Below are 24,393 nucleotides of genomic sequence, written 5' to 3'. Positions count from 1 at the left end.
GGAAATCGGCGGATTTGCTTTGCGGGTGCGGCACGGCGGCCACGGTCGCGGGCAAATTGGCACCGGCAACTAGGATACCCATGCGGCTTGCGGCAGGGTTCGCGCCGGGAGCAGAGGTGAGACCCAAGCCCGGGCCAAAGGGGAAAAGACGCGCCGATGGATCCGCGCATGGAATTCAAGATTGCCGGATACCGGGTGGCGGTCAACGTGCCGACCTGGGCCGCGCTGCAGGCGCGGGTGACCGAAAGGCTCGCCCAGCGTCAGGGCTTTGCGCTGGCGACGATCAACCTCGATCATCTTGTGAAACTGCGCACATCGGCGCCGTTCCGTGCCGCCTATGCGGCGCAGGATTTCGTTGTGGCCGACGGCAATCCCATCGTCTGGATGTCGCGGCTTGCGGGGCGTCCGGTCGAGCTGATCCCGGGCTCGGATGCGATCCTGCCGCTGGCGCGGATCGCCGCGCGGCTGGGCGTCGGCGTGGCGCTTGTCGGCAGCACGCCTGCGGCGCTGTCGCGCGCCAAGAGCTTCCTCGAACGCGAGGTGCGGGACCTGAGCGTCGTCGCAATGATCTCGCCGCCCATGGGATTCGATCCCGAAGGGCCCGAGGCCGAGGCGGTCTTCGATGAGATCACCGCTGCCGGTGCGGGCCTGTGCTTTGTCGCGCTGGGCGCGCCCAAGCAGGAAATCTTTGGCGCGGCGGGACGGCGGCTTGCGCCCGGTGTCGGCTTTGCCGGGATCGGCGCGGGGCTGGATTTCTTTGCCGGAACGCAGGCGCGGGCCCCGGAATGGACCCGGCAGATGGCGCTGGAATGGCTGTGGCGCGCGGCAAGCAATCCGCGGCGGCTGGGCCTGCGTTACCTGCGCTGCCTTGCGATCGTACCGGGGCAGACTGTGCGCGCGCTGCTGCTGCGGCTGTTTTCGAAACAGGCCTAGGGCGTGATCCGGCGCGGGCGGCGCCTTTGAAAACGCAGCGCATCCTTCAGCTTGCCCTTCAGGCCGCGCGGCGGCAGCACTTCGCGGTCCATCTCGAACACAGCGCCGGTCAGCGCCGGATCGGCGTCGAGCGCCAAGGCCACGCCCCAGCGCGCCGCCTGCTCGGGCGCGATCCCATCCGGAATGCCCATCGCCGTGTCCAGCATGCCGGGCATCCAGTCGCCGATAACGATCTGCGGGAAACGGTCCGACAGATCGGCAATCAGCGCGCGGGTGAAGATGCGCGCCGCGCCCTTGGAGACGGAATAGGCCGAGGCCGCGGGCAGCGGCGCGAGATCGGCGAAGGTGGCGACGTTGAGAATGCGTCCGCGCCCGCTCTCCACCATGTCCTGCAGCGCGGCGCGGCTGCAGGCGATGGTGCCGCCAAGGTTGGTGGCGATCGTCTGCATGAAGCTCGTCGCGCTTTCGTCGAGGATATCGCGGCGCGGATAGCTGGCGGCGTTGTTGATCAGCAAGACCACCGGCCCAAGCTCGGCGCGGATGCGGGCGAAGGCCTGATCGACCTCTGACGGGTTCGAGACATCGCAGGCAAAAAGGTGGAACCGCCCCGGCTCGGCACGGGCGCGGGTTTCCTCCAGCGCGGCGCGGCGGCGGCCAAGGCCCGCGACGGTAAAGCCGCGGCGGGTCAGCTCGATCGCCATGGCGCGGCCAAGGCCGGATCCGGCGCCGGTGATCACGGCGATGCCTTCGGAGGGGCGAAGCTGGGTCATCGGCGGGGTTCCTTGAGCAGCGAGTTGGCCACCCGCAGGGCGTTGGCGGCGATGGTCAGCGAGGGGTTCACCCCCATCGAGCTGGGCATGAAAGACGCATCGGCCACGCGCAGGTTGCGCAGCCCATGGGCGCGGCACTCGGCATCCAGCACCGAGCGGGCCGGGTCGGTGCCGAACCGCAGCGTGCCCGAGGGATGCCCGAAGTTCAGCTCTGGCGAGACGCCGAGAAACGCGCGCCGCTGGCCTTTCAGGGCACGACTGATGGCGCGGCGAAACGCGCGGCGGCGCTGCAGCAGTTCGGGGTGCAGCGTGTAGTCGATCGACAGGCGCTGCGGCTGCGCCGGATCATAGGTCACGCGGTTTTCAGGATAGGGCAGGTCCTCGAGCAGGCCGACAAAGATCTGCGCGTGACCGAACATCTGCGCGGCAATGGCGGCGGGCAGGCGGGTCAACTGCGCCGCGCCGGGCAGGTGGCGCAGCCTTGAGCGGGCCAGCATCCGGTTGAGGTAAAAGACAATCTCGCCGTAAGAGGCGCGGATGCCCATGGCCTGCACCGTGCCCATGCGCGTGCCCCCCGCGTGGTAGAGATCGCGCAGCGAGATCGCCTTGGTCGCCCCGGCGTCGGGCGTGCCGCGCGGCGGCCAGAGCGCAAACATCTCGTTGAGGTGGAACATCAGGTTGCGCCCGACGAGGCCCGAGCCGTTGGTCGCCCCCTCGGGCCATGCCTCGCAGGCCGAGGCCAGCAGCAGGCGCGGCGAGTTGAGCGCCCCGGCGGCCAGCACGTAGCTGCGGGCGCGGACCACAAGGGTCTCGCCGTCGCGGCGCAGTTCCACACCTTCGACCGTGTCGCCTGCCCCCAGCAGCCGCGTCACCTCGGCCCGGTCCAGCAGCATGGCGTTGCCGGTCTTCAGCGCCGGTTCGACCCCGGCAGAGCGCCCGTCCATCTTGCAGTGGCGCGGGCATTTGGTGCCAAGGCAGCCAAGGCAATCGGGCGTGCGCGCGATGGCGGTATGGGCGTGATAGGGATGCAGCCCGGCGCGCTGCAGCGCCTCCATCAGCGCCTCTTCGGTGCTGGTGAGCGGCGGCGGCACTTCCAGCGGCAGAGGCGGCTCGGGCGAGAGCGGATCGGGAGTGCCGTGGATATGGTAGAGCCCCGCGGCGCGGTCGTACCACGGGCGCATGGCGTCAAAGCCCACCGGCCAGCCGCCCGCCGGATGGGGCAGGCCGGGCAGATCGTCGAGATCATGCCGCTCGGGCCGTTCCAGCGTGGCGGCGTAGAACACCGAACTGCCCCCCGGCCCGGCCCCGAGCGGGGCGTAGAAGGCGCTTTCCACCCCGTCCACCGTGGCGTGCAGCGGTTCGGGCCAGAGCCCGCGCGCCAGCCGCGCCTCGGGGATGAACACCTCGGACAGGCCGTTGCGGGCGCTGCGCGGCCCGGCGGGGCCGCGTTCGACAAACAGCACCTTCTGCCCCGCCTCGGCCAAGGCCCGCCCCAGCGTGCCGCCGCCGATGCCGGTGCCGATGACCACGGCATCCCAGAGCGTTTCGGTCAGCGGATGGCTCACAGCCCGGCCACCTTGGTGCCGAAGATAGGGCCAAAGAGATCGCGCAGCGCCAGCGCGGCAGAGTTGGTGATGTGGTTGGTGTCGAAATACCAGCCCTGCCCATCGTGCAGCGCGTGGCAAGCCTCGGCGTCGCAGAAGCGCGGCCATGTGTCGATCCAGCGGATCTGTCCGGCCTCGGCCATGGCGCGCCACGGCGCTTCCGCCTCGGCGCTGCGCTGCGCCAGAGCGCTGCGCGGCACGTCCGGCGCGGTGACCGGGGTCTTGGCCAGCGGCCAGCCCGCATGGGCGGCCTCGCGCGCGGCGAGGCGGCTGTCATAGCCGGGGATCTCGGGCGGCTGGCGCAGCACCACAACCTCGGGCACGAGGTCGCGCAGCTCGGCGACGGTGGTGCGCTCCGCCTCGGCGAGGATGCTTGCCTGCGGCACCCCGGCGGGGGTCGGCGCATCGCTGGGGGTGACGGTGATCCTATTGCCCGCGTCGAGGCCGATGCCGCTGCCATGGGCGTAATAGGTCCAGCGTCCGATCAGCGCCACGCGCTGCAGGCTGCTTAGGCTGGGCAGCGCCTGACGGATCTGCAGATTGGCCTGCGTGCAGGCGTGGTTCCGCGCCGGGGTGGCGAAGCTCTCGCTTTTGCGCAGGCCAAAGAGCGGCGGACAGCCCGCGCGCCAGATGATCAGACCGGGCACATTGGCCTCATGCGCGGCCAGATCGAGCCCCTCTTTGAAGGCGCGCGCATGGCTGTCGCCCCAGACCAGCACCTGCGGCGCGCCCTCCGGGCCGATCGGGCAGGTCTCGATCCCCATGAGCGGGCCGCTTTCGGGGGTGGTGCAGCGGCTCCAGTCCTGCAGGAAATCCGCCGAGGCGGCGATATGCGGGCGCACCGATGGGCCGAACCGCTCTGCCAGCCCGTTGCCGAGGTAGAGCCAGCCGCCCACCGCCAGCGCCGCCGCCGAGGCCAGCGCCGTGCCGCCGAAGACCAGCGGCGGGGCGAGGCGGGCGCGGCGGACGGGCATTTCGATGAACCGCCAGGAGAGCCACGCAAGTACCATCGACAGCGCGATCCATGCGGCGGCCTCGAGCGGGCCGCTGTAGCTGCCGCGCAGGTAGAGCGAGAGCGTCACAACCGGCCAGTGCCAGAGGTAGAGCGAGTAGGAGATGCGTCCGAAGAACAGCGCCACCGGGTGCGACAGCGCGCGGTTGACCGGGTTTGCGCCGGTGCCATTGGCGATCAGCAACACCGTGCCCAGCACCGGCGGCAGGGCGAGCAGACCGGGGAACATCGGCCCCGCCGGGATCAGCGTCACGCTTATGGCGATCAGCGCCAGCCCGGCCCAGCTGCGCGCCGCGCGGCCGCGCCAGACCTGCCCGGTCTCCAGCCCCCAGATCGCCAGAAGCACGCCCGACAAAAGCTCCCACGCGCGGAACGGGAAGAGGTAGAAGGCCGCGCCGGGATGGCTGGGCGTGGCAAGTATCGACGAGACCAGAGAGGCGCCCCAGACCGCCACCAGCGCCATCAGCAGCAGTTGGCGATGCCGCGACAGCAGCGCGATCAGCAGCGGCAGGAAAAGATAGAACTGCTCTTCGACCGCCAGAGACCACGTGTGCAGCAGCGGCTTCATCTCGGCGCCCGTGTCGAAATAGCCCGCCTGTTTGTAGAAAAGCACGTTCGACAGATAGACCGTGGCGGCGATCAGCGACTTGCCGAACTCGCGGAACTCGAAGGGCAGCAGCAGCGCGGCGCCAAGCGCGGCGGTGACCAGCGCCATGGCAAAGAAGGCCGGGGCGAGGCGGCGGAAGCGGCGCAGGTAAAAGGCGCCGAGGCGGATGCGCCCCTCGGCCTCATGCTCGCGCCAGAGGATGCCGCCGATCAGAAAGCCCGAGATCACGAAGAACACGTCGACGCCGGTGAAGCCGCCGCCGAGCCACGGCAGTCCGAAGTGATAAAGCACCACCGCCAGCACCGCGACGGCACGCAGCCCGTCGATGTCGGGGCGGTAGGGCATCGGAGAGTGCAGCGGCTGTGGCGCGCCCGATCCGGGCGGTGCAGCATTGGAAAGTGGGGCGGGTTCTGACATGAGAAAACCGGGTCTCGACAATGACATACTCGCCTCACGCCCCCGCATGAGCCCCGCATGAACACAGCGCCAACTATAAGGGCGGCGCTGTCCGGGCTGCAAAGGAAAAGGCGGCTTGGGGTATCCTAGCCTCATAAGTGTTGCGAAACTGCGAGCCGAGGGCAAGAATGTCGGCTGGTCGGGCAGACCTGTGGCGTTTGAGTGGGGTAGGGCCGTCATGGCAGGTGAGAGGATTTCGGCGCAGGTGCCGGACTGGACGCGCGAGGACCTGCGCGGGGTCTGGGATCCGGGGCAGAAGCTGCTGCGCGCCATCCGCCGTTACAGCGCCGCGCGGGCCCGCGGCGGGGTGTTTGGCAAGCTGGGGTCGAAATACTGGGTGCTGGTGCACCGAGTCTGGTCGGTCGTCACGCAATGCGAGATTCATCTGGGCACCGAGATCGGTGGCGGCCTGCGGATGCCGCATCCGCAGGGCATCGTGGTGCATTCGGACGCGGTGATCGGGGTCAACTGCCTGCTTTTTCATCAGGTCACGCTGGCCGGGGCGGTGACGCTGGGCGGGCATGTGGACGTGGGCGCGGGGGCCAAGCTGATCGGTCCGCTGACCGTGGGCGATCACGCGGTGATCGGCGCCAATGCGGTGGTCACCCGCGATGTGCCCGCCGGGGCCGTGGTGGCCGGGGTTCCGGCGCGGATCATCTCGTGGCAGCCCGAGGCGGTCACAGGAGATCCGGCGGCGCACCCGGGCCCCCCTGCAGAACCCACTCATAAACCTGCGCCATCTGCTGCGCCTTCCGGCTCCATGTGAAGCTCTGCTCGACACGCGCGCGCGCCGCATCGGCCATGGTGGGCAGTGCCGAGGGATCGCGCGCCAGCCGCCCCAGCGCGGCGGCAAATCCGGCGACGATCCCGGCGCGATCCTCGCAGGGCAGCTTGAAGCCGGTGCCGGGCGTGACCAACTCGCCCGGGCCGGCGTAATCCACCACCATCGGCACCACCCCCAGTGTCATCGCTTCGAGCACGACACCGCCGCCGAACTCGCGGATCGAGGGGAAGGGCAGCAGGTGGCAGCGGCAGAGCACATCCTGCACCGCGCGGTGATCGAGCCAGCCGTGGAAGGTGACCGCATGGGCGATGCCCAGATCCGCCGCCTGCGCTTCGAGTGTGGCGCGCATCGGCCCGTCGCCGATCATCTCGAGCACCATGCGCCCGTCGCGCAGCAGCGGCGCGGCGGCCTCGAGCAGCATATCCGGCCCTTTGTAGGGCACCAGCCGACCGACGAATGCCGCGCGCAGCGGGCCCGGCGCGGGGGTGGCGCGCTTGTTGAACCGCGCGGGGTCGATGGCGTTTTCGGGCAGGTAGACCAGCTTGCCTGCATGGCGCGCGGGCACTTCCGAGGCGGTGTGCCGCGAGCCGGCGAGGATCGCGCTGGCGTGGCGCAGCGTGGCGCCGCGTCCGGGCATCAGCTTATAGGCGCCGCGCAGGTAGCTCAGCCATTCGCGCTCGCGCCGCCGCTCGGCGTCGAATCCCTTGGGCCATGGCACGCCGCCGTTCAGAGGCCCAAGCACGAAGGGCACGCCCGCCCCGGCGCAGCGCCCGGCCAGCGGCGAGGCGGTGGTGGGGCTGAGCGGGGTGATGCGGTGCACGATGTCCCACTCGCCCGCGGTGATCTCGGCGCCGAAGCGCTGCCAGACCAGCCGCTCGAACCAAGGATAGCTCAGCGCGCTGATCGCCTGCACCATGGTCCAGCCCTTGCCCTCGCCCATGCGCAGAGCCTCGGCGAGCTTCCACATCGGGCGGGCGAAGGCTTCGGAGTCGATCGCGGTGAACTCGCGGCCCTCGGTCAGCCCGGCGCGCAGCAGTGCCTCGCGGTTGCGCACCTGCGTGACCAGATGCACCTCGGCCACCTCGCGCAGCGCATCTGCCAGCGACCAGCCGACCAGCGGCACGCTGACCCACTCGGGGTTGGCGGCCTCGGCGATGGCCAGAACACGGGGTTTGCGGGAGGAGGACATCACAGGGAGCTTGGGCATCAGGTCAGAGAATGGACTGCCATTTAAGGGCGCGGGCCCGCTCGACCGAAGCGCGGTTCAGCCGCCCGGCGCGCAGCGCCTCGGCATAGCCGGTGAGCGAGCCTGCGACGAGCCATGTGAGCGGCGTGAGCGTGGCATTGGGCACCATGTCCGACAGGTTGATCGCCAGCAGCAGCGACAAGGGTGCGATGAAGGGGGTGATGATATCCTCGTTCGCGGCGGTGCTTTCGCGCCAGAGCAGGATCAGCGGCAGCAGGATCAGCCCGAACTCGGCAAGGAAACCGACCCAGCCATAGACGCCGATGACGATGATCCAGCGCCCGTCGGTCACCGTCAGGATATTGCCGCTGACCGGATCGAGGATGTGGTTGCGCCCCCAGCTTCCCCAGCCGAAGACGGGTTTCTCGTAGGCGCGCTCGAGCAGCGTGTTTTCATTGTCGAAGCGGAAGTCGAGCGAATAGGCGCGTTCCTGATCGATCTTGGCGATCTGGGTGAGCAGGCGCTCTTCGGGGATCAGATGCGTGCCCTTCATCACCGGGTAGGTGATCGCCACCATGCCGATCAGGATGGCGACGCGGATTTGCCCCAAGCGGCTCAGGAACAGCACCGAGGGGATCAGCACGATGGCAAAGATCAGCGCCCCCAGCGATTTCGCCAGCACGAGAATCAGCGTCAGCCACAGCGCGATCATCAGCATCTTGCCGTTGCGCTCGGTCCGCCACAGCGCCCAGGCCGAGACGGTGGCGGTCATCATGAAGAAGGCGACCCAGAGCCCATGGTAGAGGAACACCACGGGCCGGTAGCCGTCAGAGCGCACAGATTGGGCAAAGAGGTGCTGATAATAGCCGTAGACCCAGTTGTTCAGCTGCGGTGACATGCGCAGCTCGATCAGCATCGGCAGCGTATAGACCACCCCGCCCCAGATCAGCGCCACCAGAAGCCGCCGCTGCGAGCCGCCCTGCACGAGGAACTGCCGCGCCAGCAGGAAGGGCAAGACGATCAGGAACTGTTGCAGCACCAGCGCCACCGCGTCCTTGATGCCCAGCCCCGGCAGGCCGATCTGGCCGAAGAACACCGGCTCGGTGTTGGTCACCACGGTCATCACCGGCGAGAGCACATAGGTGATCAGCAGCACCTTCCCCACAATCGACTGCGGCAGCAGCCCGCCGGGCATGCCATAGCGCCAGAGGCAAAAGGCAAAGGCGGCGAGCGCCGGGATATTGTGCTTGGTCAGCGGCGGGAACATCGGCAGGTCGAAGACCGCCGGCGGCTCGGGCAGGAACAGATAGCCCACCAGCAATGCCAGGATCAGCGCCCGGTCGGGCGGCATGCGGCGGAACAGCACGATCGTCACGATCGGCCAAAGCGCCAGCATCAGAAAGGCAAGAGGGTTGGGCATACCGGGTCGCGATGCTCGTGAAACGCTTACTCTGGACAGGGACGGGCGGCACCCCCATGCCGCAAGACCATCCGCTCAACATATCAGTCCCGCGTGGCGCTGTCGCCTGCCACCGGGGCCTTGCCCTGCTCTAGCTGGCAGAATTGGCACAATCATGGCGGAGCTTGGGCCGGGGGGAGGTGTTTTGCGGCGCCGGGGTTTATTCAATCTCGGCAAAAGTCACCGGATTGTTCCCATAGCGCCGCGGTAACGCCCGATTGTTCGCTCAGGATTTGGGGGATATCCGGCTGACGTGTAGAACGAGACCCATGGCCCAACGCGCTCTCAAGATCGCCTATCTGAGTGATTTCTCGCCGCTCGACCGGAACCTCTATTCCGGCGGCAACGCGCGGATTCACGATGCGCTGCGCGACCACGCCGGAGAGGTGACCATCCTGCCCACCGGCTGGGGCGCCGCCGAACCGCTGCGCCGCGCGATCCTGCGCCTGCCCGACGCTCTCAGCCTGCGTTTGCGCTGGCGGGCACAGATGGCGCTGTCGTCGGTGGTGGCGCGCAATATCGAGGCGGCGCTGCGGCGCGAGCGTTTCGATGTGCTCTTCGGGGCCTATGCGTTTCAGGCGCTGAAAGACCTGCGGCTGCCCTATCCGATGACCGTCGCCTATACCTCCGATGCCACGCATAGCGTCTACCGCTGCTCGGAGATCGGGCAGGCCCACCCCGGGCTGATCCCCGGCGGGCGGCTGTTCGACGCTTGGGTCGAGCGTGCCGAGGCCGATGTCTTTCGCCGCGCCGACCTACTGCTCTGGCCGTCGCAATGGCTGATGGACGCGGCGCAGGCGCGCTATGGCCTGCTCGACGACAAGGCGCAGCTGGTGCCTTGGGGGGCCAATATTGCGCCGCCACCGGCTCCGGCGCCGCGGGCGATCTCGCGCTCGAAACCGGTGCATTTGCTGCTGGTCGGGCGCAACTGGTGGGCCAAGGGCGGGCCGCTGGCGCTCGAGGTGACCGCGCTGCTGCGCGCACGTGGCATCGACGCGAGGTTGACGGTGATCGGCTGCGTGCCGCCCGAAGGCAGCGCCCCGCCGCATGTGGAGGTGCACCCGCAGCTCGACAAATCCGTGCCCGCGCAGGCGGAGCTGTTCCAGCAGCTCTACGCCCGCGCCCATTTCGTGGTGATGCCGAGCTTCGAAAGCTACGGGTTCGCCTTCTGCGAGGCGTCGGCGCATGGCGTGCCCTCGCTGTGCCTGCGCATCGGCGGCGTGCCGGTGCGCGATGGGATCAACGGCTTTGCGCTGCCGCCGGGCAGTGGCGCCGAAGAGTTCGTAGCGCGGATCCTCGGCTGTCTCGATGCGCCCGGCCGCTACGCGGATCTGACGCGCAGCACCCGCGCCGAATACGAGCAGCGGCTGAACTGGGACGCATGGGGCGCGCGCGTTGCCGAGCTTTTGCAGGAACAGGTGGCCCGCAGACAGGGCGTTTCGCAGACCGCGCCCTCCGAGGCGGCGGGCGCCGCGCTCGCCGCCGGCTGAGCGCTTCGGGCGCCGCTTCGCCGGTCGCGGATCGGTGATCGGGAAAGTTCTGGTCAGGACAGGGGGCTGTGCCCTAGCGTCGTGTCAGGCAACGCATTTTACCCGCAGCTTGGATCCGCATGGCGCAGACCGAACGGCAGCTCGACACTTCTCCGCGGATCTCGGACGAGATCCGCAAGACCACCTGCTACATGTGCGCCTGCCGCTGCGGGATCGACGTGCATCTTAAGGACGGCGCGCCGGTCTATATCGAGGGCAACCGCGATCATCCCCTCAATCGCGGCGTGCTCTGCGCCAAGGGCGCGGCGGGGCTCAAGCAGGTCACCTCTCCGGCGCGGCTGCGCGCGCCGATGCGCCGGGTGGGTCCGCGCGGATCGGGCGAATTCGAGGAGATCAGCTGGGAGGAGGCGCTGCAGACCGCCGTGGACTGGCTGAAACCGCTGCGCGAGACGGCACCCGAAAAACTCGCCTTCTTCACCGGGCGCGACCAATCGCAAAGCCTCACCGGCTGGTGGGCACAGCAGTTCGGCACGCCCAATTACGCGGCGCACGGCGGCTTCTGCTCGGTCAATATGGCGGCGGCGGGGATCTACACGCTGGGCGGCAGCTTTTGGGAGTTCGGCAGCCCCGATTGGGAGCACGCCAAGCTGCTGCTGCTGTTTGGCGTGGCCGAGGATCACGACAGCAACCCGATCAAGATGGGCCTGTCGCAGCTCAAGGCGCGCGGCGCCAAGGTGGTGTCGATCAACCCGGTGCGCTCAGGCTATAGCGCCATCGCCGACGAGTGGGTCGGCATCACCCCCGGTACCGACGGGCTGCTGATCCTGTCGCTGGTGCACGAGCTGTTGCGGGCCGGGCGGATCGACCTGCAGTTCCTCGCGCATTTCACCAACGCGCCGGTGCTGGTGGACTGCGATCCAAAGTCCGAAAACTACGGCCTCTTTCTGCGCGACGCCGAGGGGCGGATGCAGGTGATCGACGCCCAGACCGGCCGCCCCGCGCCTTGGGATGCCGAAGGGGTGGAGCCCAAGCTGACCGGCCATCTGCGCCGCGCCGGGATCACCCACCGTTCGGTGATGCAGATGATCGCGGCGCGCTACATGGTGCCGGAATACGCGCCCGAGGCCGTGGCCGAGCGCTGCGGCCTGCCCGCCGAGCGCATCCGCTGGCTGGCCGCCGAACTCGCGCGCGCCGCGTTCGAGGCCCCGGTGGAGCTTGACCAGCCGTGGACAGATTTTCGCGGTCGGGCGCATCGCACGATGCCGGGACGGCCGGTGGCGATGCACGCGATGCGCGGCGTCTCGGCGCATTCCAATGGGTTCCAGACCTGCCGCGCGCTGCATCTGCTGCAAAGCCTTCTGGGCGCGGTGGAGACGCCGGGCAGCTTCCGCTTCAAGCCTCCCTATCCGAAACCGCCCGAGGCCCATGCCAGACCGCATGCGCAGGCCCGCCCCGGCCAGCCGCTGGACGGTCCGCCGCTGGGCTATCCGCTCGGCCCCGAGGATCTGGCGGTGGACGAGACGGGCGCCCCGCTGCGCATCGACAAGGCGTTCAGCTGGGAGGCGCCGCTTTCGGTACACGGCATGATGCATATGGTCATCGCCAATGCGGTGGCGGGCGATCCCTATCGGATCGACACGTTTTTTCTATACATGTCCAACATGGCGTGGAACTCGGCGATGAACACCGCCGGCACGATGGAGATGCTGACCGCGCAGGATGAAGAGGGCGACTATCTCATCCCGCGCATCATCTACTCGGACGCCTATCGGTCCGAGATGGTCGCCTATGCCGATCTGATCCTGCCCGACACCACCTATCTCGAACGGCACGACTGTATCTCGCTGCTCGACCGCCCGGTGTCGGAGCCGGATATGGCCGCCGACGCGATCCGCTGGCCGGTGGTGACGCCGGACCGCGATGTGCGGCCCTTCCAGTCGGTGCTGTTGGATCTCGGCGCCCGGCTCGGCCTGCCGGGCATGTGGAAGGATGGCGCGCCGGTCTATGCCGATTACGCCGATTACATCACCAACCACGAGCGCAAGCCCGGCATCGGCCCGCTGGCGGGGTTCCGCATGGGGCCGCACGGGCTGCAGGACGGGCGCGGCACACCCAATGCGGCGCAGCTCGACAGCTATATCGCGCAGGGCGGCGTGCACGGCATCCCGGTGCCGCCCGAGGCCGCCTATTACAAACCGTGGAACCGCGCCTATCAGGACTGGGCGGTAGCGACCGGCCTGCTGGAAACGCCCGCGCCCTATCTGGTGCAGCTCTGGTCCGAGCCGCTGCGCCGCTTCCAGCGCGCCGCCGAAGGGCAGGGCGCGCGGCAGCCTCCCGAGGCGCTGCGCCGGCGCATCGCCGCCGCCATGGAGCCTCTGCCGACGTGGAGCGCGCCGCTCTCGGAGGGCTTCGAGGATCCAGCCGAGTATCCGCTGCATGCGATCACCCAGCGGCCGATGGCGATGTACCACAGTTGGGGCAGTCAGAACCCGTGGCTGCGGCAGATCCACGGGGTGAACCCGCTCTATGTCCCCGGTGTCTGGTGGCGCGAGCTGGGGCTCTCCGAAGGCGACTGGCTGCGCGTCATCTCCGCCCATGGCGAGATCACCGTGCCCGCCGCCCGCATGGAGGCGCAAAGCGAGGGGGTGGTCTGGACGTGGAACGCCATCGGCAAGCGCAAAGGCGCATGGGGTCTCGATGCGGCGGCGCCCGAGGCCACCAAGGGCTTTTTGCTCAATCACCTGATCCCCGAGCTGCTGCCCGAGCGCGGTGATGGCCTTCGCTGGTCGAATTCCGACCCGGTCACCGGTCAGGCGGCATGGTTCGACCTGCGCGTCCGGCTGGAAAAAACGCCGCCGCCGCCCGAAGCGCAGCCCGCTTTCCCGCCGCTCTGGCGGCCCGCCTAGGCGCTTCGTCTAGACCCAAATATCCCGGGGTCCGGGGCAGCGCCCCGGTCCTTCGCCCGCCACTCAGACGAAACGCCGGATCATGACAGACCACCCCGACCACACGCACAGACAACTCGGCCTCGTGATCGACCTCGATACCTGCGTCGGCTGTCACGCCTGCGTGGTGGCCTGCAAGGGCTGGAACACCCAGAGCCAGCCCAGCCCGCTGTCGGATCAGGACCCCTATGGCGCCGATCCCTCGGGCACCTTCCTCAACCGCGTGCACAGCTACGAGGTGACGCCCGAGGCGGGTCCCGCGCAGCTGGTGCATTTCCCCAAGTCCTGTCTGCATTGCGCCGATGCGCCCTGCGTCACCGTCTGCCCCACCGGCGCCAGCTACAAGCGGGTCGAGGATGGCATCGTGCTGGTCAACGAGAGCGACTGCATCGGCTGCGGGCTTTGCGCTTGGGCCTGCCCCTATGGCGCGCGCGAGATGGACTCGGCGGCGGGGGTGATGAAGAAATGCACGCTCTGTGTCGACCGCATCTACAACGAGACCCTGTCCGAAGAGGATCGCGAGCCTGCCTGCGTGCGCACCTGCCCAGCCGGGGCCCGGCATTTCGGCGATCTTGCCGACCCCGAAAGCGAAGTCAGCCTGCTGGTCGAGGAACGTGGCGGGATCGAGCTGATGCCCGAGCAGGGCACCAAGCCGGTCAACCGCTACCTGCCGCCGCGCCCGCGTGATGCGTGGCAGGGCGAGGTGGACGTGCTGGCGCCCTTCCTCGCGCCGGTGGCCGAAGAGCCGCGCGGCCTGCTGGGCTGGATCGACCGCACGCTTGCGAGGCTCTGACCATGCATCCGGCGCCCTCGCTTCTGGTCTTCACCACTCTCTCGGGTCTCGGCTTTGGCCTGCTGTTCTGGCTCGGCATCGACCTCTCGCCGCCCACCGGCTGGACCGCCTTCGCCTTCCTCGCGCTGGCCTATGCGCTGGCGCTTGCCGGGCTCGCCGCCTCGGCCTTCCATCTGGGGCACCGCGAGCGTGCGCTCAAGGCGTTCAGCCAGTGGCGCAGCAGCTGGCTCTCGCGCGAGGCTTGGGCGGCGGTGATCACGCTGCTCTTGGGCGGCGGCTACGGTCTGACGCTGCTCATCGGCACCCCGGTCCTGCCGCTCGGCTGGCTTGCCGCGCTGGCGGCTTTGGCCACCGTCACCTCGACCGCGATGATCTATGCGCAACTCAAAACCGTGCCGCGCTGGCACCACCGCTCCACTCCGGCGCTGTTTCTTAGCTATGCGCTGGCGGGCGGTGCATTGCTGGCGGGGCAGGTGATCGCGGCGTTGGTGCTGCTGACCCTCACCGGCGCGCTGCAGGTCTGGGTGTGGATCGACGGCGACAGCCGCTTTGCGCGCAGCGCCAGCACCCTTGCCAGCGCCACCGGCCTGGGGCCGCAGGGCACGCCCCGCGCGCTCTTTGCGCCGCATACGGGCGGCAATTACCTGACGCGCGAAATGGTCTTTGTGGTCGCCCGCCGCCATGCGCTGAAGCTGCGGATCATCGCGCTGCTGCTGGCGGTGCTGCTGCCGGTGGCCGGTCTGCTCGCACTGTTGCTGCTTTCCCTGCCCGGCGCGGCGCTGCATCTGCTGGCCCTCATTTCCCTTGTCTCGCATGTGGCGGGCGTGCTTGTCTCGCGTTGGTTGTTTTTTGCTGAGGCCGAACATGTGGTTGGCCTCTACTACGGGAGTCGTTGAGTGTGCCGTTTCTCGCCGGGTTCGATACGCGCTGGCCGGATGTGGCCGCCTATCTCTCCGCGCTGACCGGCGATCTCGACGAGGCCCGGCGGCTCGACCGTCTCGCGGAATATCTGGCGCCCGAGGTGATCTCGCACGAAGGGGTCGGCGCGCTTGTGGAACCCGAGGTGCTGGGCGCCGATCTGGCGGCGCGGGCGGCGGCGCTGAGCGGAGCGGGCCTGCTCCCCGAAGAGCGGCTCTGGCAGGCCACGGCGCAGAACGCCTTTGTCGCCGCCGAGCGGTGTCACGTCACCGCGCGGCACGACGGGGCGGGGCTCTACGGTCCTCCGTCGCGCGCGCCCGTGCAGTTCACCCAGATGACCGAGCGGCACTGCGTGGCAGGGCAGCTGCACGAGCAATGGGTGCTGCGCGACGAGGCGGCGATCCTGCGGCAGATCGGCGTCGATCTTCTCGAAGGGGCGCGCTGGCGGCTGGCCGCCGCGCCGCGCGATACCTGCCCGCCGCGCTATACCGCGCGCGGCAACAACAGCCCGTGGGGCGCGGCGCTGACCGATCTGCTTGAGCGGGTGATGGACGGCGAACTGGCGGTGATGGCGCAGGAGTATGATCCGGCTGCCGAGCTTTTCCTTCCCGGCGCGGAGACCGGCTGCGGCCCGCGCGAGGCCGAGACTTTCTGGCTGGGGCTGCGCGCGGCCTTCCCCTCGGCGCGGTTCGAGGTGGACCACGCGCTCGGCGCCGAGGACCCGCTGTCGCCGCCGCGGGCCTGCCTGCGCTGGTCGCTCAGCGGCACTCATGACGGGCACGGCGCTTTCGGCGCTCCCACCGGCGCGCCGGTGCATATCCTTGGCATGACGCAGGTGGAGTTCGGCCCCGATGGCCTGCGCCGCGAATGGACGCTCTACGATGTGCCCGGCGTCTGGGCGCAGATCCTGCGCGCCACCGGCACCGCCTGAGCGTCTTTAGACAGGTGTGATCAGACTGGTTTAATCAGGCTGGCGGCGCGACCGCCCCAAGGGGGTCTTCACCGAAGCGATTGCGCCCCGGCGTGCCCTTCGAAGCAAGCCAGACGATCAGCACAATGATCCCGATCAGCGGGATCAGCGCCAGCCAGTACCACCAGCCGCTGCGGTCGGTGTCATGCAGCCGCCGGACGGTGACCGAGATGTAGGGCAGCACCACCAGCAGCCCGAAGACCGACGAGAACGGCGCGAATTGCGTCTGCGACGACACGGCGGCGCTGGTTTCGGTGGTGACGGTCGTGGTCTGCCCGAAGAGCGCCAGATCCAGCAGCCCCAGCAGCAGCCCGCCGCCATAGACGAAGAGCGCGAACCACCAGAACTCCGAGCGCGCGGCGCGGCCCGAGAAGGTCACATATTTGCTCAGGCAGGTCTTTACGGCTTGGGTGAACCCCATGGCGGTGCCTCCGTTCCTGTTTAGGCTCTGTTTCGGCGCAATCTAAGACACCTTAGAGCCGAAAGCCCCCTGGTGCGAGCCTTGTGCAAAGCGGGCCTCAGCCCTTCTTCTTGCCGCCAAAGAACCCGCGAATGCGCCCGCCCGCCTCGTCGAGATTGTCGCCCATCTCTTCCAGCGCCGGGTCGATCCGGGCGCGGCGGAACCGCCGCCAGCGCACCCAGACCGCCCATGCGAAGGCCGCCAGCAGCGTCAGCACGATGATGTTGGTCCAAGGAATGATGCGCACGTCGGGCCCATCCACCGGGCGGATCGAGACGGCGTTGGGGTAGATCGACAGGAACTCGTTGCGCCAGCCGTAATGTTTGATCGCCACCCATTGCGGATCTGCCGCGCCCGAGCGCAGGTCGTTGGCTTCGGCCTGCAGGTTCGAGGTGTCGAATTTGAAATAGGGCGGCCAGCCCCAGCTGGTGTCCTCGTTGCGGTAGACCATCACCTTGTCGTTCGCCAGACGGGTCTGGATGAAGAACACGTCGCGCCCGCCGGTTGCGGCGGCGCTCTTGCTGCCCGCCTGGCTCCAGAACCAGCGGTTCACCGAACCCGGCGTCTCGCGCTTTTCGTAGGTGTCGGTGATGCGGGCGATGTCGTGCTGCGGCAGCGTGTAATGCAGGAAGGCGCCGACGAGCAGCCAGAAGAGCACGATGAAGGTCCATTTCACATAGGTCACTTGGGCTCTCCTGATGATGCGGCGCGCAGGCGCGGCGCGCCTTCTCCTCAGGTGACCTGTCGGCGCAGGAAAATCAACCGTCTGGCGGCAAAACAAGCCAAGCTCCGCCGCCGCACGGCCCGCGCGCGCGGCTTCGTCTAGACAGAAATATCCCGGGGGTGAGGCGCGCAGCGCCGAGGGGGCAGCGCCCCCTCGGACCAGAGCCTAGCCGACCACGTTGAACGCCGGACCGTAGGGATAGCCGGTGATGTTCTCCGCGCCATCCTCGGTGATCACCAGAATGTCGTGCTCGCGGTAGCCGCCCGCGCCGGGCTGGCCTTCGGGGATCGTCAGCATCGGCTCCATCGACACCACCATACCGGGCGCCAGCACCGTGTCTATGTCCTCGCGCAGTTCCAGTCCGGCCTCGCGGCCATAGTAATGCGACAGCACGCCAAAGCTGTGGCCATAGCCGAAGGTGCGGTACTGCAGCAGATCGCGTTCCGACAGGAAGCCGTTGAGCGTATGTGTGACCTCGGCGCAGCTCACCCCCGGCTTCAGCAGCGACAGGCCAAGCTCGTGGGTGGCGACATTGGCCTCCCAGATCGCAAGGGACTCGGCATCGACCTCGCCGACAAACAGCGTGCGCTCGAGCGCGGTGTAATAGCCCGAGATCATGGGAAAGCAGTTGAGCGAGAGGATATCGCCCCGCTGCAGCGCCCGCGCGGTGACCGGGTTATGCGCACCGTCGGTGTTGAGCCCCGACTGGAACCACACCCATGTGTCGCGATACTCGGCATCCGGGAAGCGCTTCGCGATCTCCAGTTCCATCGCATCGCGCCCGGCCATGGCAATGTCGATCTCGCGGGCGCCCTCCCGCACCGCCTCGCGGATGGCATAGCCGCCGATGTCGGCGACCTGCGCGCCATGGCGGATGAGCGCGATTTCGGCGGGGGATTTCATCATCCGCTGGCGCATGGTGGCGGGGGCGATATCGCGGCTCTGCGCCGGCGCGAGGAACTCATCGAGCAGCGCCTTCTGCGCCAGCGTCAGGTGATCGCCCTCATAGCCGATCACCTTGCCGCTGCCGGTGACCTGCCGCACCGCGCGCCACAGGTTGTTCCGCGCCCAGTCTGTATAGGTGATGTTGTCGCCATGGCAGCGCCGCCACGGCTGGCCAGCGTCGATGCCCGCGCTGATCGTGACGCTCTCGGTGGCGGTGACCACCAGCGCGTAGGGCCGCCCGAAGCTGCAATAGAGAAAGCCCGAGTAATAGGCGATGTTGTGCATCGAGCTGAGCACGCAGGCGTCTATGCCCTGCGCCGCCATCTCGGCGCGCAGCCCGTTGAGCCGGGCGTCATATTCCTCGGGCGCGAAGGGCAGCGGAGCCTTCTCGCCGTTGTGGAACCGGTAGCTGGCGGGGCGGGTGTTCACTTGGTGGTCCATATGGCCCTCCTTTGGATGCGGAGGGGCGGAACCCGACCCTGCCGCAGAGACAAAGCAAGGTCCCGGCGTTCAGGACGGTTGTGTCTTTGGATGATCGGATGTCACCCGGTGACAGGGCGTGCCAAACGGCACCGGCGACGCCATCGCCTGCCCGGTGCCGAAGATGCTGCGGGCAGGCGGGTTTGGCAAGAGCGCTGTTTCACGTGGAGCGTTCCGCTGCGTCCACCCGAGGCAGGCGCGCTGCTGAGGGAGCCGGGTAAGCGTCGGCCCGTGGGATGGCGCTGCGGCCTTCGGGGTCTGCACTTTATCGCAGCCACATCCGGATGATGCCTGTGCGGTCCCTGCCAACGCAAAAGCGCCAGCCCGTGGGGACGGGCCGGCGCTTGCCCGGCGGCTTCGCCTTGATTCCGGGCTGGCTCAGATAGGCTGCCCGATGCGCCTCAGACGCTCAGGCAGACGTATTTCATCTCGAGATAGTCCTCGATGCCGTGGTGGCTGCCCTCGCGGCCGAGGCCCGACTGTTTGACGCCGCCGAAGGGGGCAAGCTCGGTCGAGATAAGGCCGGTGTTGACGCCGACGATGCCATATTCCAGCGCCTCGGCGACCTTGTAGACGCGGCTCAGGTCGTTGGCGTAGAAGTAGGACGCAAGGCCAAAGATCGTGTCATTGGCCATCTCGATCACCTCGTCCTCATTCTCGAATTTGAACAGCGGCGCGAGCGGGCCGAAGGTTTCTTCGGTGGCGAATTTCATCTCGCGCGTGGCGCCGGTGACGATGGTCGGGCCGAAGAACTGCCCCTGCAGCTCATGCGCCTCGCTGCCGAGGATCACCTTGGCGCCCTTTTCCTTGGCGTCGGCGATATGCTCCTGCACCTTGTCGATCGCCTTGGCGGTGATCAGCGGGCCAAGATCGGTGCCCTCTTCCAGCCCGTCGCCGACCTTGAGCTTGGCCACCTCGGCGGCGAGCTTCTCGGCGAAGGCGTCATAGACCCCGGCCTGCACGTAAATGCGGTTGGCGCAGACGCAGGTCTGGCCGTTGTTGCGGAACTTGCAGGCGATGGCGCCCTGCACCGCTTCGTCGAGATCGGCGTCGTCAAAGACGATGAAGGGCGCGTTGCCGCCCAGCTCCATCGAGCATTTCATCACCTGATCGGCGCCCTGCCGCAGCAGGATGCGGCCAACTTCGGTGGAGCCGGTGAAGGTCAGCTTGCGCACCTTGGGGTTTTCGCAGAACTCCTTGCCTGCTTCCGAGGCCGAGGAGGTCGGCACCACGTTGAACACGCCCGCCGGGATGCCTGCGCGCTTGGCCAGCACCGCCAGCGCCAGCGCCGACAGCGGGGTTTCCGAAGCCGGGCGCGCGACGAAGGAACATCCCGCCGCCAGCGCCGGACCGGCCTTGCGGGTGATCATCGCGTTGGGGAAGTTCCACGGGGTGATCGAGGCGGCAACGCCAATGGGCTGCTTGAGCACCATGATGCGCTTGTCGCGGGCGTGGCCGGGGATCGTCTCGCCATAGACCCGCTTGGCCTCTTCGCCAAAGAACTCGATGAACGATGCGCCATAGGCGATCTCGCCCTTGGCCTCGGCCAGCGGCTTGCCCTGTTCGGCGGTCATGATGGTGCCAAGATCGTCTTGGTTCTCCATGATCAGGTCGAACCATTTGCGCAGCACCTGCGCGCGCTCCTTGCCGGTCCATTGCGCCCAGCTTTTCTGCGCGATGTAGGCGCCGTCGATGGTGCCGGCGATCTGGTCGCGGCTGAGGTCGGCGACCTTGGCGATCACGTCGCCGCGCGCGGGGTTGGTCACGTCAAATTCGCCGTCGGCGCCGGTGATCCATTCGCCGTTCACGAAGGCGCGGGTCTCGAGCAGCGTGGGATCCTTCAGCAGCCCGGGAAGGTTGGTGGTCTGGTCGAGCATGGGAGCCTCCTTGGTTCGTGTCGCGCTCCGCCGCGTTTTCTGCTGCGGAGGTCGGTGCATCTGTTATTCCCGAGTTTAGTACGAGAACGGAGAAAGACGATGGACCTTAGCGACGCATATGCCAATGCAGCTCATATCGAGGGCGCGGCGGATTACCCGCCACGCTGGTCGGCGGCAGCGGAGGTCTTTCGCGGCGAGATGCAGGCGGCGGGGCGGTTGCGCAGCCTCTCCTATGGCGAAGGCGAACGGCAGGCGCTCGATCTCTTCCTGCCCGCGGGCACGCCGCGCGGGCTCGTGGTTTTTGTGCATGGCGGCTACTGGCTGAAATTCGACCGCTCGGTCTGGTCGCATCTGGCCGCCGGACCGCTGGCGCAGGGCTGGGCGGTGGCGATGCCGTCTTATGATCTCTGCCCCGACGTGCGGATCAGCGAGATCACCCGGCAGATCGCCGCTGCGGTCACCGTCGTGGCGGGCGAAGTGGCCGGGCCGCTGCGTCTTACCGGGCATTCCGCCGGGGGCCATCTGGTGGCGCGGATGTTGGCGCCGGGCCTGTTGCCCGCCGCGGTGGCCGAGCGGATCGCTGGTGTGGTGCCGATCTCACCGCTCTCGGACCTTGCGCCGCTGATGCAGACCGACATGAACGCCGGGCTGCAGCTGGACGCGGCGGAGGCGGAGGCCGAGAGCCCCATCCACCAGCCTGCGCCGCAGGTGCCGGTGACGGTCTGGGTTGGCGGCGACGAGCGTCCGGTGTTTCTCGACCAGGCGCGCTGGCTGGGCGAAGCGTGGAGCGGCGGTGACTGCAACGTGGTGATCGACCCGGGCCTGCATCATTTCAACGTGATCGACGGGCTGGCCGAGGCCAACAGCCCGCTGTGCCGGGCAGTGACCGGAAACTGACGCAAGCAAGGGCGCGCGTGCCGCGCCCTCACTCTGCCCGCTTTATTCTGCCAGCTGCACGATCTGCAGAAGCTGCCAGACCGTCATATTGTGCACCGGCTCGATGTCCAACTCGGGATGCGCGCCATAGGGGAACATCACCCACAGCGGGCCATTGTTCTCGAGCGGGAAGGGCTCGCCGTTCACCCGTGTGGTGACGATCGGATAGGCGTCGGTCAGATATTGGGCGTTCTCGGTCAGGTCGATCTTTGCGTGATAGCCATCATCGGCGACAAACTCGATCATCCCACCGTTTGCCGGATCGGGCAGACCCGCTTCTTTCAGCACGTCGATCAGCAGCGGGCCGCTGAAGCTCTGCTCTTCCCACGTCCATTGGGTTTCGGTGCTGAACTCATGCTGCGGGAGCGCTTCCAGTGCTTCGCGGTCGAGCGCGGTTTCCACGCCCTCTGCGGTGATCACCGTGAGCAGGGTTTCCGATGCCAACGCGGGGACGGTGAGCCCCGAAAACGCGATAAATGCCGAAAATGCGGCAGCCGATTGCCGGAGGCTGGAAAAGCCGGCCAAAGGCGGGATGGGAAATGCAATGGACACATCAAATCTCCTTCGTGACTTCAAAAGTTTAGGATCAAGACTCGAGCCGTGGAACTGGGCGCCGCGCCGCACCCGTTAATTGATGTTAATTCCCCGAGTTGTAGCCTGATTCTTCGGCATTTTGAGGGCGTTCCGGAGTGTTGGGGCCCGGCAATATCGCGCTGACTTCCCTTAAGTCATCAGGGCGTCATGAAGCCGTCATCAGGACATCACGCGCGCGTTACATTGCGGCCCCATGGCGGTGCGGACCGATAACAGGGGGACGTCACATGACCATCCGCACGCTGTGCCTCACCTCGGCGCTGGCGCTTTTCGCCGGTGCCGCGCAGGCCGAGATGAATTTCAACCGCATTGCCAGCTTTGCCACGCCCGAGAACATGGCCGAGGGCGAGGACCGCGCGCGCGTGACCTCGGCCGAGATCATCTACGCCTCGGAAGACGGCAACACGCTGGTCTACACCGACAGCCCGCTTGGGGTGATCGGCCGTATCGACATCACCGACCCGCGCGCACCGAAGCCGCTGGGCAACATCGAGATGGGCGGCGAGCCGACCTCGGTGGCCGTTGCCGGTGGCATCGCTTTTGTCGGGGTGAACACCTCCGAGAGCTACACGGCGCCTTCGGGCAAGCTCGAGATGGTGAACATGCAGAGCGGCGAGATCGTCGGTGCGTGTGACCTTGGCGGCCAGCCCGACAGCGTGGCGCTGTCCAAGGACGGCAGCTTTGTCACCGTGGCGATCGAGAACGAGCGTGACGAAGATGCTGGCGATGGCCGGGTGCCGCAGATGCCCGCGGGCTATGTGGCGATCCTCGACGTGGTGGATGGCGCGGCGCAGTGCGACAGCCTTGTGAAGGCGGATGTCACCGGCCTTGCCGAGATCGCGCCGGAAGACCCCGAGCCCGAGTTCGTCGACGTGAACGGCGCCGGTGAGATCGTGGTCACCCTGCAAGAGAACAACCACATCGTGGTGCTGAACAAAGCGGGTGAGGTGCTTAGCCACTTCTCGGCGGGCAGCACGGATCTGACCGAGATCGACGCCACCGACGAACGCGGCGCGCTGATCTTCACCGAGAGCCAGAAAGGCCGCCTGCGCGAGCCCGACTCGGTGCAATGGCTGGACGATGATCACTTCGCCATCGCCAATGAGGGCGACATGGACGGCGGCTCGCGCAGCTTCACCGTGTTTGGCAAAGACGGCACCGAGGTCTACGACAGCGGCAACACCTTCGAACACGCGGTGGTGCAGGTCGGCCACTACCCGGACAAGCGCTCGGACGCAAAGGGCGCCGAGCCCGAGGGTATGGAGGTCGCCACTTTTGACGGCACGCCCTACATGATCCTGCTGTCCGAGCGCGGCTCGGTCGCCGGGGTCTATGACATGACAGACCCCGCCGCCCCGGTGCTGAAGCAAATGCTGCCCTCGGGCATCGCCCCCGAAGGCGCTGTGGCCATCCCGCAGCGCAACCTGCTGGTCACCGCCAACGAAGAAGACCTGATCGAAGACGGCGGCGTGCGCGCCCATGTGATGATCTACGAATACGCCGAGGGTGCGGCGATGTACCCGACGCTGACCTCCGAAGGCGCGGATGAGCTGATCGGCTGGGGCGCGATCTCGGGCATGGTCGCGGGCGATGACGGCATGATCTACGCGGTCAACGACAGCTTCTATGGCTTCCAGCCGCGCATCTTCACCATCGACCCCTCGTCGAAACCGGCACGCATCACCAAGGCGCTCGACGTGACCCGCGCGGGCCGTCCGGCGCAGAAACTCGACCTCGAAGGCATCACGCTCGACGGCGAGGGGGGCTTCTGGCTCGCCTCCGAGGGGCGCACCGACCGGCTGATCCCGCATGCGCTCTACCACGTGAGCGCCGAGGGGGAGATCGAAGAGGAAGTCGGCCTTCCGGCAGAGTTGCTGGCGCAGGAGCAGCGCTTTGGCTTCGAGGGCATCACCATGGTGGACGGCACGCTGTGGATGGCCGTGCAGCGCGAGTGGACCGGCGATCCGGAAAACCACGTGAAGCTCGTCTCCTACAATCCCGAGACCAAGGAATGGGGCGCCGTGCTCTATGCCAAGGCCGCGCCCGAAAAGGGCTGGGTCGGACTGTCGGAGATCACCGCGCATGGCGATTTCGTCTATGTGGTGGAGCGTGACAACCAGATCGGTGCCGCTGCGCTCACCAAGAAGGTCTATCGCATCCCGCTGGCAGAGATGGTGGCGGCCCCGCTCGGTGGCGATCTGCCGGTGGTGAGCAAGGAAGAGGTGCGCGACCTGATCCCCGACCTCAAGGGCTGGGGCGGCTATGTGGTCGACAAGGTCGAAGGGCTCGCCATTGCCGAGGATGGCACCGCCTATGTCTCGACCGACAATGACGGTGTCGACGACAGCTCGGGCGAGACCTTCTTCTGGAGCTTCAAGCTCGACTGATTCGGCGTCTTGTTGAGCTTGAAGGGCGCCGTGCGGGAGACCGTGCGGCGCCTTTTTCTATGC

At 67.7% G+C, this 24,393-nt stretch carries 19 protein-coding genes; 9 read left to right on the top strand and 10 right to left on the bottom strand.

Annotation, left to right across the window (positions count from 1 at the left end; all coding sequences use genetic code 11):
- The first annotated feature begins 168 nt into the window (after positions 1–168).
- A complete protein-coding gene (locus ACXAD2_RS10550) occupies positions 169–933 on the top strand; it encodes a WecB/TagA/CpsF family glycosyltransferase (RefSeq protein WP_224901940.1) in 765 nt (254 codons plus the stop codon).
- Here the strand turns inward: ACXAD2_RS10550 and ACXAD2_RS10545 are convergent.
- Genes ACXAD2_RS10545 through ACXAD2_RS10535 form a run of 3 tightly spaced genes read right to left on the bottom strand, consistent with a single transcriptional unit; the run spans position 930 to position 5,271 of the window.
- Positions 930–1,703 (bottom strand): SDR family oxidoreductase, encoded by a 774-nt coding sequence (locus tag ACXAD2_RS10545; RefSeq protein WP_475169656.1) that lies wholly within the window; start codon positions 1,701–1,703, stop codon positions 930–932. The genes ACXAD2_RS10550 and ACXAD2_RS10545 overlap by 4 nt on opposite strands.
- Entirely contained in the window at positions 1,700–3,268 is a 1,569-nt protein-coding gene (locus ACXAD2_RS10540) for a GMC oxidoreductase (RefSeq protein WP_475169654.1), read from the bottom strand. The genes ACXAD2_RS10545 and ACXAD2_RS10540 overlap by 4 nt, the downstream gene beginning before the upstream one ends.
- Complete coding sequence (locus ACXAD2_RS10535) at positions 3,265–5,271, bottom strand: acyltransferase family protein (RefSeq protein WP_475169650.1); 2,007 nt, start codon at positions 5,269–5,271, stop codon at positions 3,265–3,267. Before ACXAD2_RS10535 ends, ACXAD2_RS10540 begins: the two co-directional genes overlap by 4 nt.
- Positions 5,272–5,560: 289 nt before the next feature.
- On the opposite strand from ACXAD2_RS10535, the gene ACXAD2_RS10530 reads away from it, so the two are divergent.
- Positions 5,561–6,148 (top strand): serine O-acetyltransferase, encoded by a 588-nt coding sequence (locus tag ACXAD2_RS10530; RefSeq protein ID WP_475169648.1) that lies wholly within the window; start codon positions 5,561–5,563, stop codon positions 6,146–6,148.
- On the opposite strand, the gene ACXAD2_RS10525 is transcribed toward ACXAD2_RS10530, so the two are convergent.
- Together ACXAD2_RS10525 and ACXAD2_RS10520 are read right to left on the bottom strand one after the other, a co-directional pair.
- On the bottom strand, positions 6,060–7,355 hold the full coding sequence (locus tag ACXAD2_RS10525; RefSeq protein WP_475169646.1) for a glycosyltransferase family 4 protein: 1,296 nt from the start codon (positions 7,353–7,355) through the stop codon (positions 6,060–6,062). The genes ACXAD2_RS10530 and ACXAD2_RS10525 overlap by 89 nt on opposite strands.
- Before the next feature lie 22 nt (positions 7,356–7,377).
- Positions 7,378–8,772, bottom strand: a complete 1,395-nt coding sequence (locus ACXAD2_RS10520) for a hypothetical protein (RefSeq protein ID WP_475169644.1) — start codon at positions 8,770–8,772, stop codon at positions 7,378–7,380.
- Between the two features lie 308 nt (positions 8,773–9,080).
- On the opposite strand from ACXAD2_RS10520, the gene ACXAD2_RS10515 reads away from it, so the two are divergent.
- From ACXAD2_RS10515 to ACXAD2_RS10495, 5 genes are all read left to right on the top strand, one after another.
- Positions 9,081–10,301: a glycosyltransferase family 4 protein gene (locus ACXAD2_RS10515; protein ID WP_475169642.1), complete on the top strand. Its 1,221-nt coding sequence runs from the start codon at positions 9,081–9,083 to the stop codon at positions 10,299–10,301.
- Positions 10,302–10,420: 119 nt separating this feature from the next.
- Positions 10,421–13,207 (top strand): molybdopterin oxidoreductase family protein, encoded by a 2,787-nt coding sequence (locus tag ACXAD2_RS10510; RefSeq protein ID WP_475169640.1) that lies wholly within the window; start codon positions 10,421–10,423, stop codon positions 13,205–13,207.
- Between the two features lie 82 nt (positions 13,208–13,289).
- The gene (locus ACXAD2_RS10505; protein WP_475169638.1) at positions 13,290–14,039 is read left to right on the top strand and encodes a 4Fe-4S dicluster domain-containing protein; all 750 of its coding nucleotides are present in this window, start codon (positions 13,290–13,292) and stop codon (positions 14,037–14,039) included.
- A gap of 2 nt (positions 14,040–14,041) precedes the next feature.
- On the top strand, positions 14,042–14,935 hold the full coding sequence (locus ACXAD2_RS10500; protein WP_224901911.1) for a dimethyl sulfoxide reductase anchor subunit family protein: 894 nt from the start codon (positions 14,042–14,044) through the stop codon (positions 14,933–14,935).
- Positions 14,936–14,937: 2 nt separating this feature from the next.
- Positions 14,938–15,888, top strand: coding sequence for a nuclear transport factor 2 family protein (locus tag ACXAD2_RS10495; RefSeq protein ID WP_475169636.1), 951 nt, complete (start codon positions 14,938–14,940; stop codon positions 15,886–15,888).
- A gap of 34 nt (positions 15,889–15,922) precedes the next feature.
- Here the strand turns inward: ACXAD2_RS10495 and ACXAD2_RS10490 are convergent, their stop codons facing one another.
- The 4 genes from ACXAD2_RS10490 to ACXAD2_RS10475 form a co-directional block, all read right to left on the bottom strand.
- Entirely contained in the window at positions 15,923–16,348 is a 426-nt protein-coding gene (locus ACXAD2_RS10490; protein ID WP_224901905.1) for a DUF805 domain-containing protein, read from the bottom strand.
- A 97-nt stretch (positions 16,349–16,445) separates the two neighbouring features.
- Positions 16,446–17,072: a DUF1523 family protein gene (locus tag ACXAD2_RS10485; RefSeq protein WP_066103165.1), complete on the bottom strand. Its 627-nt coding sequence runs from the start codon at positions 17,070–17,072 to the stop codon at positions 16,446–16,448.
- A 204-nt stretch (positions 17,073–17,276) separates the two neighbouring features.
- Positions 17,277–18,497 carry an aminopeptidase P family protein gene (locus ACXAD2_RS10480; RefSeq protein WP_475169633.1) on the bottom strand — a complete coding sequence of 407 codons (1,221 nt, stop codon included), beginning with the start codon at positions 18,495–18,497 and terminating at the stop codon, positions 17,277–17,279.
- Between the two features lie 440 nt (positions 18,498–18,937).
- Positions 18,938–20,413, bottom strand: a complete 1,476-nt coding sequence (locus ACXAD2_RS10475) for an NAD-dependent succinate-semialdehyde dehydrogenase (protein ID WP_475169631.1) — start codon at positions 20,411–20,413, stop codon at positions 18,938–18,940.
- 99 nt (positions 20,414–20,512) lie between these two features.
- Between ACXAD2_RS10475 and ACXAD2_RS10470 the strand changes: the two genes are divergently transcribed.
- Entirely contained in the window at positions 20,513–21,310 is a 798-nt protein-coding gene (locus tag ACXAD2_RS10470; RefSeq protein WP_475169629.1) for an alpha/beta hydrolase, read from the top strand.
- A gap of 42 nt (positions 21,311–21,352) precedes the next feature.
- Here ACXAD2_RS10470 and ACXAD2_RS10465 read toward each other — a convergent pair whose 3' ends face one another.
- Positions 21,353–21,901 (bottom strand): putative pterin-binding protein, encoded by a 549-nt coding sequence (locus tag ACXAD2_RS10465; RefSeq protein WP_475169627.1) that lies wholly within the window; start codon positions 21,899–21,901, stop codon positions 21,353–21,355.
- 269 nt (positions 21,902–22,170) lie between these two features.
- Between ACXAD2_RS10465 and ACXAD2_RS10460 the strand changes: the two genes are divergently transcribed.
- Positions 22,171–24,330, top strand: coding sequence for an esterase-like activity of phytase family protein (locus ACXAD2_RS10460; protein ID WP_475169624.1), 2,160 nt, complete (start codon positions 22,171–22,173; stop codon positions 24,328–24,330).
- The last annotated feature ends 63 nt before the right edge of the window (positions 24,331–24,393 follow it).

Source organism: Salipiger sp. ABN3_019, from assembly GCF_056158605.1.
This window is presented reverse-complemented; position numbering and strand designations above follow the sequence as displayed.

What these genes read in the sequence shown, in the direction of transcription:
- ACXAD2_RS10475 (WP_475169631.1), bottom strand. Translation starts at nt 20,413, where the DNA reads ATGCTCGACCAGACCACCAACCTTCCCGGGCTGCTGAAGGATCCCACG.
- ACXAD2_RS10545 (WP_475169656.1), bottom strand. Translation starts at nt 1,703, where the DNA reads ATGACCCAGCTTCGCCCCTCCGAAGGCATCGCCGTGATCACCGGCGCC.
- ACXAD2_RS10525 (WP_475169646.1), bottom strand. Translation starts at nt 7,355, where the DNA reads ATGTCCTCCTCCCGCAAACCCCGTGTTCTGGCCATCGCCGAGGCCGCC.
- ACXAD2_RS10530 (WP_475169648.1), top strand. Translation starts at nt 5,561, where the DNA reads ATGGCAGGTGAGAGGATTTCGGCGCAGGTGCCGGACTGGACGCGCGAG.
- ACXAD2_RS10460 (WP_475169624.1), top strand. Translation starts at nt 22,171, where the DNA reads ATGACCATCCGCACGCTGTGCCTCACCTCGGCGCTGGCGCTTTTCGCC.
- ACXAD2_RS10510 (WP_475169640.1), top strand. Translation starts at nt 10,421, where the DNA reads ATGGCGCAGACCGAACGGCAGCTCGACACTTCTCCGCGGATCTCGGAC.
- ACXAD2_RS10480 (WP_475169633.1), bottom strand. Translation starts at nt 18,497, where the DNA reads ATGGACCACCAAGTGAACACCCGCCCCGCCAGCTACCGGTTCCACAAC.
- ACXAD2_RS10520 (WP_475169644.1), bottom strand. Translation starts at nt 8,772, where the DNA reads ATGCCCAACCCTCTTGCCTTTCTGATGCTGGCGCTTTGGCCGATCGTG.
- ACXAD2_RS10490 (WP_224901905.1), bottom strand. Translation starts at nt 16,348, where the DNA reads ATGGGGTTCACCCAAGCCGTAAAGACCTGCCTGAGCAAATATGTGACC.
- ACXAD2_RS10515 (WP_475169642.1), top strand. Translation starts at nt 9,081, where the DNA reads ATGGCCCAACGCGCTCTCAAGATCGCCTATCTGAGTGATTTCTCGCCG.
- ACXAD2_RS10535 (WP_475169650.1), bottom strand. Translation starts at nt 5,271, where the DNA reads ATGCCCTACCGCCCCGACATCGACGGGCTGCGTGCCGTCGCGGTGCTG.
- ACXAD2_RS10470 (WP_475169629.1), top strand. Translation starts at nt 20,513, where the DNA reads ATGGACCTTAGCGACGCATATGCCAATGCAGCTCATATCGAGGGCGCG.
- ACXAD2_RS10550 (WP_224901940.1), top strand. Translation starts at nt 169, where the DNA reads ATGGAATTCAAGATTGCCGGATACCGGGTGGCGGTCAACGTGCCGACC.
- ACXAD2_RS10505 (WP_475169638.1), top strand. Translation starts at nt 13,290, where the DNA reads ATGACAGACCACCCCGACCACACGCACAGACAACTCGGCCTCGTGATC.
- ACXAD2_RS10500 (WP_224901911.1), top strand. Translation starts at nt 14,042, where the DNA reads ATGCATCCGGCGCCCTCGCTTCTGGTCTTCACCACTCTCTCGGGTCTC.